The organism is Nonomuraea ceibae (assembly GCF_019396325.1).
GTDB lineage: Bacteria > Actinomycetota > Actinomycetes > Streptosporangiales > Streptosporangiaceae > Nonomuraea > Nonomuraea ceibae.
In genome coordinates this window covers 57,963-65,948 of sequence record NZ_JAHKRO010000046.1, presented here as the reverse complement: position 1 = coordinate 65,948, position 7,986 = coordinate 57,963, and the positions used below count along the sequence as shown (strand labels likewise).

Below are 7,986 nucleotides of genomic sequence, written 5' to 3'. Positions count from 1 at the left end.
CGCGCGAATGCGCAGCTGAAAACCTGGCGCGTCCTTCGCAAGCTACGGTGTTGCCCTCTTCTCGCAGGTCAGCTCGTCAAAGCCATCCTCGTTCTTCAACTCCGTGAAGCAGGATGAAAAGCGTTCACTGATGACTGTCACCACCGTCCTCACGATCGGAATGGCGAGCGCTCCCGCTCAGGCCATGCAGCATGAGGGGTACTACCGCTGCTGGATCTCGGACCACGGCTGGATGTGGTGCCAGGACGCGTAGGGATGGCCCCTGTGTTCCTGCCCTGACCTTCACCGATGCCCGCCTTTGGAAAAGAGGCGGGCATTGTGCTTTTTGAATGGGTCGTCAATGGCGGATATTCAGGCTGCAGGGTCGGGCTTTCGGGCCGATGAGGTGCACTACGATCATCGTTTATTATGCGCTTATACCGCTGGGCAGCTTCTGTCTCCCTGGTCATCACGCTCGGTGCGATCGTCGTCAGTTTGGTGGTCGGCACTGCCACGCCGGCCTGGCTGGTCACCATGTGGTCTCCGCCCAGTTCGAGCGTCGGGGCGTCTCCTCTGGTGCCGGTGCTCGGCGGGCTGCTGCTGGTCGGGCTGGTGAACGCGTGGTTGTTCTGGCAGGTTCTGCGGGGGCCTGGGCCGGCGGGTGCGCCGTTGGGGCGGGCGGGTGTGTGGCTGCGGACGCTGCTGTACGCCAATGTCGCTTGGCTGGTGATTCCCTCCTTTCTGCCTGACACGGTCGAGGTGATCATCGGGCTGGTGCTCTGGGTGCCGGCGCTCGTGCTGTTGGCGGTGGTGTTCGCCGGGCCGGGGCGGCTGTTTCGGCTGGCTCTGCTTGTGTTCGGGCTGGCGGAGTCGGTGTTGCCGCTGGTGGTCCGGCTGGCGGAAGATTCGGTCCTACGGCGGTTCGTGAGCCCGACCTACGGCGTGACTCTCTTGGTTGCGGGGGTGGCCGGGTTCGTCGTGATGGTGATGCTTCTGCTCGCTCAGAGGCGTGACGGGCGTTGGTCTCGGGCGACGCAGTACATCGGCTGGGGCACGTTCGGGAGTGCGTTCCTCGTCGAACTGGTGGATTCCCTTACGCGCGGGAGCACGGTCGAGTCGATCGCCGAGGCCATGAATGTGCTTTACGTCGTCTGGCTGGCGCGTACCGCGCATGAATTGAACCGTGAGGTGGGGCGGGAGGCGCCTTTCCGGGTGCCGACGGGGGTGGGGGCTGCGGCCATGGTTCCCTTGCTGATGGTCGTCGGGTCCGAGACCGAGCCACGGCTCACCTATTCCTGGCAGAGCATCGACTTCACGGAGTGCTTGGCGCGGCCGGGGCCGCCGCGAGTTGCGGACCTCCCTGTTCATGAGCGTGAACGGGCTTACCTGTGCAACGTGAGAAAGCCTGATCGGGATGTCTCGGACCAGGAACTGCTCAGCAGGGGCCGAGGGGCGTGCATCAGGTTCGCGGCAGGGGAGCCGGTCAAGGCGCGGCCTGCGTTGCTCGCGCTGCTCTGTCCGGACGTCATCGGGCGGAAGCACCCAGAGTTGTTGCTGTCCACCGCTCAGATAAATCAGCAGGAGGCGGAGAAGGACAGGGCCGTACGCGACCAGTTGAAGCGCGAGGCGCGTAAAGAGGACGCCCTGTGCCGAGACCCTTGGCCCGCGCTGCGTACTCGATTCCAGGCGACCGCGTCCTACTACGACTGGGACGGCCAGCCCTACGGCATTTACGACGCGGAAGCGGACACCGGGAGCGACGCGGAGGTGATCTGGGACGCGGACCCGCCCGGCGCCCTGGAGGTCAGCGGGCAGCTGGCTCTGTTCTTCACGCCCAGCCAGGATTGGGCGGTCTGCGTCACGGCGAAGGCATTGCGTTCGGCCCCGCCGCCTCTTCGGCGCAAGGGCTGGGACAAGGTGGTCGAGGCGGAAATCGTCAGCGAGTCGGGTCGCCTGGTGATGCAGAGATTGTCGGCCAGCAATGTGCGATTTCCCAATCTCGCGCGTAATGGGGCCGGCCGCTATCGGTTGCGGTTGTATACGCGGCCGGGGGTGGATCTCATTCTTGTTTATCCGGTTAGGAGGGTGGGGTAGTGCGCGATGTCCTCCGTCGAGATGAAAGGCGGCGCGTACTTGGATCTGGAATGGTCCGCGTTCAGTTCCGTGGTGCCCGGACGACGGCTTGTCTTGAGGGATCATGGGGCTGTGAGAGCGCGAGTGGGAGAGTTTCGTTGGGTCGATCTCGGGGCGGGTGGCGATCCGGCTCACGGCTGCATGCTTCTGGAAATGTATGTCGGTCCTCAGGGAGAACGAGGTGAGGAACGATTCCAGCTCACCGTCTGCACTCCGTCGGCCTTGGCTGAGCAGCTCAGGGATCATCCGTTTCTGATTGGCCGGCACTGGCTCTTCGTTGGCGAGCTTCATCCCGACAAGGTGACCGAGTGGCTGAGCGATCGGATTGCCGTGCTGGAGGCGCCTACGTGGAGTGAACTGGCCTTGAAGATCGGCCGGATCGGAGAGTGGGAGTTCGAGGATGATGCCGGGTGGTGAGGAGGCGCTACGTGGCCAGGGGGGTGCCTGGCGGCTACCGGATCTGGGACAACAAGGTGCGCCGGTGGTGGGGCGATCTCTATGAGCTGTGCCCCGATGACCTGCTCGACGAGCTGAACGGAGCCCGTGACCCTGACAAGGTGACGGCTCTGCTCAAGCGTTATAGGGCTGTGCGGCGGTAGATCCGGTTGCTGGTGTATGCCGTGACACCGGGTCTCTCCTTCGATACCGTCGCCGGGTGGAAGACGATGACGCCTTCATCTCCTCGCCGATGGGCGACGGCGCCCTTGATTTCGCGGTGGGCGTCATGGTGGTGCTGCTTCTTCTGCCTACCGTTATTTGGCTGACCGTCGTGTTGCTGCGCAGCCGTAGATAGCGCGTCCAGCTCCTCGATCCGGCTGGGCGGGGGTTACGCGCGGGCGAAGATCAGGGTGAGGGCGTACACGTCGGTCTCGATCCGTACCCCATGGAAGTGGATGCCGACGGCTTCCGTCCAGTGTCGCGCGGCCGGTGAGTCGGTGATGAGGGTGGCGCCGGGATAGAGCATCTGCCAGTTCACGCCCCAGTAGTGTCCGTCGAGCTCGCCGGGCTCGTCCGTGGTGAGCCGGTCGTCGAGGGAGACCGCCCAGGTGTGGGGCGGCAGGGCGGTCACGCAGGTGGCCTGGACGCAGTGCCGGAACACGTAGCGCAGGTTGACGGTCTCGGCTCGGGGCGTCACCAGCGGCTGGATCACGAGCTGGTAGTCGCGGTTGTGGTGCATGAAGCCGTGGCGGAGCAGCGCGTGATCGAAGGTGTCGTCCAGGGCCTGTCTCAGCTCAGCCATGTTCACGGGTTCAGCGGCTTCGGGAGGTAGGGGGCGAAGTGGTCGGCCACCGTCCGGGCGGTGGTGGCGGCGTCGTGGGAGCCGTCGATTTCCAGTACGCGGATGCCCAGGTCGCGGGCGGTGCGTACGGCGTCCTCGGCGACGAGGCGGTCCCGGGCGAGGCGGTTGGCCTGGGCGCGGGCCGGGTCGGTGACGAGGCCTCCGAGTGAGGCGGCCCGGGGAAGCGTCCGGGCCTGGTGCCGGCGGAACTCGGGGGTGGGCACCATGACGATCATCCGGCGCGGTGAGTCGACGATGGGGGCGACGAGTTCGGGGCGCAGGCCCCAGCCTTCGGCGATGATCGGGTGGCCGGAGACGAGGGCGCGCAGGTCGTCGAGGGCCCATGCGAAGCGGACGGGGAAGCCGGCCAGGGTCTCGGCGGCCATCTCCTCGGGGGTGGGGTGGACCCATGTCCGGTCCGGGTCGGGGGCGCGGCCGGGGTCGGGGTCGCCGTGGGCGACTCGGCGGGCGATCCGGCGGTCGTTGTGGGCGCGCGCGTCGTGGTAGTCGTAGTGGTAGGCGGTGACGCCGTGGCGCTCGGCCAGGAGGCGGGCCACCGTCGATTTTCCGGCCCACTGGCCGCCGCCGATCCACAGGGCGCGGCGCAGGGTGCCGAAAGGGTCGAGGAGTTCGCCGGCCGCTGGAGTGTGGGGGGTGGTCATCTGCGTCTCCTCCTGGGTCCGTCCCTTGCGGAACGGGCGAACGGGTGTCTCGTACGCAACACCGTAGACATGCGGTCGTATCCCTTCCCCGGAGTCCGCGTTCTGGGACGATTCTGAGTGTGAGCGCACCTGGAGAGGCCGGGATGGAGCGGGCTGTCGTGCGCGTCGCCAACGGCCGGAGCAGGGGCGCGGGCGTGCTGGTCGCGCCCGACCTCGTGGTGACGTGCGCGCATCTGTTCGGGGGGTGGGACGAGGGGCCGCCGACGACGGTGGAGGTGGACTTCCCGTTCCTGGGGAGCGGGCCGGTGGGCGCGGAGGTCGTGTTCTGGTCGTCGTCCCAGGAGGGGGATCTCGCGGTCCTGCGGCTGGACGCGGCCGCCGCGGTGCCGGGGGCCAGGCCGGTGCCGCTCGCGTCCGGGGTGCTGCCGGACCAGCAGGTGGCGGTGTACGGGTTCCCCGCCGATCACGAGGCAGGCGTCTGGACGTTCGGGCAGGTCGTGGGGCCGCTGCCGAGCGGGTTCGTGCAGGTGCAGGCGTCCACCGGTTCGGGGTTCACGGCGGGATATTCCGGGGCGCCGGTCTGGAGCCACGAACGCCAGGCGGTGCTCGGCATCATGGTCGCGTCGGACGCCAAGCGCCAGATCGGCCTGATGCGCTCGGTCGACTCGCTCAGGAGCATGCTGCCGCCGGAACTCGATCTGCTCATCAGCGCCCAGGAAGCCCCACCGGCCGGCGACTCGCGAGGGGAGCCCGAGGACGAGGGCGTCCGGGGGCGGGAGCGTACGGAATGGGTGAACGACGCCCCGGCGGACCACGACCTGCTCAAGCGGGCCGCTCTGGCCGGGGTGCTCGCCCGGCAGTTACGCCAGGCCAGGACCGACACCCCGGGCTCGTCGTTCCTCGTGCACGTGGACGGGTCCTGGGGCACGGGCAAGAGCACGCTGCTCAAGCTGCTCGCCGCCGATCTGCGGAGCGACTCGCTCGTGGTGTTCTTCGACACCTGGCGGCACGTGCGCATCGAGCCGCCGTGGTGGGCGCTGCTGACCGCGATACGGAAGGCGGTCGTCGCCGCCCGGCCGCGCCGGAGGCGTCCGGCGTTCCTCGTACGGGAGCTGGTCGCGCGGGTGCGGCGCGACGGCGCCCCGCAGGTGGTGTCCGGCCTGCTGCTGGTCGGCGCGGCGCTGCTTCTCGTGTCGCTGTTCGGGTCGGGCGCCGTGGGCGGGATCGAGCCCACGCTCAAGACCGCCACCACGCTGCTGGGCACCCTGGGCGGGCTGTGGACGGCCGGAGTGCTGGTCAGCAGGTACGCGATGTGGGCGTCGGCGCGACGCGCCCGTTCCTTCGAGGAGTCGCACCACGATCCCATGAATGACGTCGCCGAGCACCTCGCCTGGCTGGTCCGGCACGCCGGGCGGCCGATCGTCGTCCTCATCGAGGACCTCGACCGGTGCAACGCGGACTACGTGGTCAACTTCCTCGACTCCGTGCAGACGCTGCTACGGGACGTGCCGGAACGCTGGAAGCACTCCAAGCACCACGCGCCCAGCTTCGTCGTCGCGATGGACGGCGCCTGGCTGCGCTGCGCCTACGAGAACGCGTACGAGACGTTCAAGCCCGCCGTGTCGGCGCCCGGGCGTCCGCTCGGCTATCTGTTCCTGGACAAGCTGTTCCAGCTCAGCGTCCCGATGCCGAGGCTGGGGGCGACCAGCCGCGACCAGTACTTCGGCCGGCTGCTCGGCACCGCCGCCCAGCCGTCGCCGCCCGGGGCCGAGCGGGTCAGGGCGGAGCTCGACCGGAGCGGCGACGAGACCCAGGTGCTGAAGGTGCTGGAGAAGGCCGACCCGGAGGTGCGGCAGGCGGTGGCGTCGCAGGCGGTCGAGCGCATCCTCGACGCCGACGTCCAGGATCTGTCGCATCATGCCCTGTCCAGGTTCGCCCGGTTGTTCCACAGCAATCCGAGGGCGATGAAGCGGTTCGTCAACACCTACACCGTGCTGCGGGCCGTACGCGTGCTGGAAGGCAGCGTGGTGCCGACGGACACCCTGGCCCTGTGGACCCTGCTCCGCATCCGCTGGCCGGAGCTGGCCGATCACCTCGAAGCGCACCCCGACGACATCACGCGGCTCATGGACCGGTCGGGCGGCGACGACCTCCCGGAGGCGCTGCGGGAGCTGGCCGCCTCGGCCGACCTGCATGAGGTGCTGCACGCCGTGCCCGGGGCCGAGCTGACTCCCGAGCAGATCCGCGCATGTTCCGGAGCCGGTGACTGACCGCTGCGGGGCCGGGCGTTGTACGGTGCGGTGGAGGAGGGCGACGCTCCATGGCTGACGAGCAGATCACGACCATCGGCAGATGCCACATGTGCAAGCGCACCTTCGGCTACACGCCCGCGACCGTCATGACGGTCATGATGGACCCCGACACCAACCTTCCGCTGGGCATGACGATCTCCGGCGCCCTGCGCGAGCCCTCCCCGGAGGCCGCGGCCAGGGCGGTGGCGCGCCACGTCTGCCCCGCCTGCGTCGACAAGGTCAAGCAGCTCAAGACCTTCATGGACGCCCAATCCACCCCACCGTGGGGCGACTCCTGACGGCAGACCCGAGCCGGCGGCTGGAGAGCTATGGGTGGCGGGTTGAGCGTTAGCTGATGGTGGCGGCGAGGGTGGCGCCCAGGGTCCAGCAGGCTTCGAGGTCGGCCTTGGCCGGGGCGCCGACGACGGTGACCGGGTGGTGGGCGCGTTCCCAGCCGAGCCCGGTGGCGATCGACTCCACCGCGCGGACCGCGCCCGCCGGGTCGTTGTTGCCGTGCACGTACAGGCCGTACGGCAGGCGGCGGGTCTCCTCCAGGCACGGGTAGTAGACGGTGTCGAAGAAGTGCTTGAGCGCTCCGCTCATGTAGCCGATGTTGACCGGGGTGCCGAGCAGGATCCCGTCGGCCTGGAGCACGTCGACGGCGGTGGCGTGCAGGGCGGCGCGGGTGACGACCTCGACGCCCTCGATCTCGTCGGTGGTGGCGCCGCGCCGCACGGCCTCGAAGAGCTCGTGCAGCGTGGGCGAGGCGGTGTGGTGGACGATCAGCAGCCGGCGGGCTTCTTGCGACACGCTGCCGATACTTTCACGCCGCGTGCCGTGGTCAGCGGGAGGCGGGGGGTTCCGGAGGGGAGTGCGGGGTAGCAGGGGGTGCATGGTGACATCGCTCGTGCGGTCAGGGTTCGGCGCCGCGGCGCGCCTGCGACGGGGACGTCCGCTGCATCCGGCCGGGCTCGTCCTCGACGCGCGGCTGCGCGTGCACGGGACGGGCCGGGTGTGGGGGGCGGAGTTCCTCGACCGGCGGATGGATCTGGAGGGGATCGCCCGGTTCTCCCGGTCCACGGGGGTGCCGCCACCGCTGCCCGACATCCTGGGGATCGCGTTGCGCTGGGAGCAGTCCGACCTGCTGCTGGCCAGCACCGGTCACACCGTGCTCGGGCGGCGCCTGCTCAGGCCGGCCCGGGCGTGGGCGCCCGGCCTCTACAGCTCGCTGTTCTCGTACGAGGTGGGCGGGCGGCGGGTGCTGATCGGCGCGCTGCCGAGGGCGGGACGGCGGCTGCCGGCCAGGTTCGACGCGCTCGCCCGGGCGGTGGCTGACGGGCCGCTGCTGCTGGATCTGCTGGTCGCGGCCCCGGCGGGGCCGTGGGAGGTGTTCGGGCAGGTGGAGGTGGCCGGTCCAGCGCGGACCGACGCCGAGCGGCCGACCCGCTTCGATCCCGTACGCCGTCCCGTGCCGGGGATGCGGCAGGCCGGATGGCTGAGCGAGGTGCGGGAGGCGGCGTACTCCGGCGCGCAGCAGGTGGCCGACCAGTCGCACGAAGAACGCGTCTGACCCCGCGTCCCACCCCGCCTGGCCCCCGTGCAACCCGCGCCCGACCCCCCGTTTGACCCGTCGTCCGGTTCC

The 7,986-nt window shown here is 69.4% G+C and carries 10 protein-coding genes and 1 pseudogene; 8 read left to right on the top strand and 3 right to left on the bottom strand.

Features of this window, described 5'->3' with window-relative positions:
- The 5 genes and pseudogenes from KME80_RS26235 to KME80_RS26215 form a co-directional block, all read left to right on the top strand.
- Nucleotides 1–117, top strand: a pseudogene (locus tag KME80_RS26235) (IS5/IS1182 family transposase); the annotation flags it as partial.
- Between the two features lie 291 nt (nt 118–408).
- Nucleotides 409–2,073 (top strand): hypothetical protein, encoded by a 1,665-nt coding sequence (locus KME80_RS26230; RefSeq protein ID WP_219508845.1) that lies wholly within the window; start codon nt 409–411, stop codon nt 2,071–2,073.
- A 6-nt stretch (nt 2,074–2,079) separates the two neighbouring features.
- The gene (locus KME80_RS26225) at nt 2,080–2,529 is read left to right on the top strand and encodes an Imm8 family immunity protein (RefSeq protein WP_246645800.1); all 450 of its coding nucleotides are present in this window, start codon (nt 2,080–2,082) and stop codon (nt 2,527–2,529) included.
- Nucleotides 2,526–2,711, top strand: a complete 186-nt coding sequence (locus KME80_RS26220; RefSeq protein ID WP_219508844.1) for a hypothetical protein — start codon at nt 2,526–2,528, stop codon at nt 2,709–2,711. Before KME80_RS26225 ends, KME80_RS26220 begins: the two co-directional genes overlap by 4 nt.
- Before the next feature lie 56 nt (nt 2,712–2,767).
- The gene (locus tag KME80_RS26215; protein WP_219508843.1) at nt 2,768–2,905 is read left to right on the top strand and encodes a hypothetical protein; all 138 of its coding nucleotides are present in this window, start codon (nt 2,768–2,770) and stop codon (nt 2,903–2,905) included.
- A gap of 33 nt (nt 2,906–2,938) precedes the next feature.
- Here KME80_RS26215 and KME80_RS26210 read toward each other — a convergent pair whose 3' ends face one another.
- Both KME80_RS26210 and KME80_RS26205 read right to left on the bottom strand, forming a co-directional pair.
- Complete coding sequence (locus tag KME80_RS26210) at nt 2,939–3,352, bottom strand: YxiG-like protein (protein WP_219508842.1); 414 nt, start codon at nt 3,350–3,352, stop codon at nt 2,939–2,941.
- 2 nt (nt 3,353–3,354) lie between these two features.
- The gene (locus KME80_RS26205) at nt 3,355–4,053 is read right to left on the bottom strand and encodes a hypothetical protein (RefSeq protein WP_219508841.1); all 699 of its coding nucleotides are present in this window, start codon (nt 4,051–4,053) and stop codon (nt 3,355–3,357) included.
- A gap of 119 nt (nt 4,054–4,172) precedes the next feature.
- On the opposite strand from KME80_RS26205, the gene KME80_RS26200 reads away from it, so the two are divergent.
- Nucleotides 4,173–6,323: a P-loop NTPase fold protein gene (locus KME80_RS26200; protein ID WP_219508840.1), complete on the top strand. Its 2,151-nt coding sequence runs from the start codon at nt 4,173–4,175 to the stop codon at nt 6,321–6,323.
- Between the two features lie 50 nt (nt 6,324–6,373).
- Complete coding sequence (locus tag KME80_RS26195; protein ID WP_219508839.1) at nt 6,374–6,643, top strand: hypothetical protein; 270 nt, start codon at nt 6,374–6,376, stop codon at nt 6,641–6,643.
- Nucleotides 6,644–6,692: 49 nt separating this feature from the next.
- On the opposite strand, the gene KME80_RS26190 is transcribed toward KME80_RS26195, so the two are convergent.
- On the bottom strand, nt 6,693–7,154 hold the full coding sequence (locus tag KME80_RS26190) for a flavodoxin family protein (RefSeq protein WP_219508838.1): 462 nt from the start codon (nt 7,152–7,154) through the stop codon (nt 6,693–6,695).
- An 82-nt stretch (nt 7,155–7,236) separates the two neighbouring features.
- On the opposite strand from KME80_RS26190, the gene KME80_RS26185 reads away from it, so the two are divergent.
- On the top strand, nt 7,237–7,914 hold the full coding sequence (locus KME80_RS26185; protein ID WP_219508837.1) for a hypothetical protein: 678 nt from the start codon (nt 7,237–7,239) through the stop codon (nt 7,912–7,914).
- Nucleotides 7,915–7,986: the final 72 nt, after the last annotated feature.

Coding starts and splice junctions, on each gene's coding strand:
- KME80_RS26230 (WP_219508845.1), top strand. CDS start 409: ATGCGCTTATACCGCTGGGCAGCTTCTGTCTCCCTGGTCATCACGCTC.
- KME80_RS26225 (WP_246645800.1), top strand. CDS start 2,080: ATGTCCTCCGTCGAGATGAAAGGCGGCGCGTACTTGGATCTGGAATGG.
- KME80_RS26210 (WP_219508842.1), bottom strand. CDS start 3,352: ATGGCTGAGCTGAGACAGGCCCTGGACGACACCTTCGATCACGCGCTG.
- KME80_RS26205 (WP_219508841.1), bottom strand. CDS start 4,053: ATGACCACCCCCCACACTCCAGCGGCCGGCGAACTCCTCGACCCTTTC.
- KME80_RS26195 (WP_219508839.1), top strand. CDS start 6,374: ATGGCTGACGAGCAGATCACGACCATCGGCAGATGCCACATGTGCAAG.
- KME80_RS26185 (WP_219508837.1), top strand. CDS start 7,237: ATGGTGACATCGCTCGTGCGGTCAGGGTTCGGCGCCGCGGCGCGCCTG.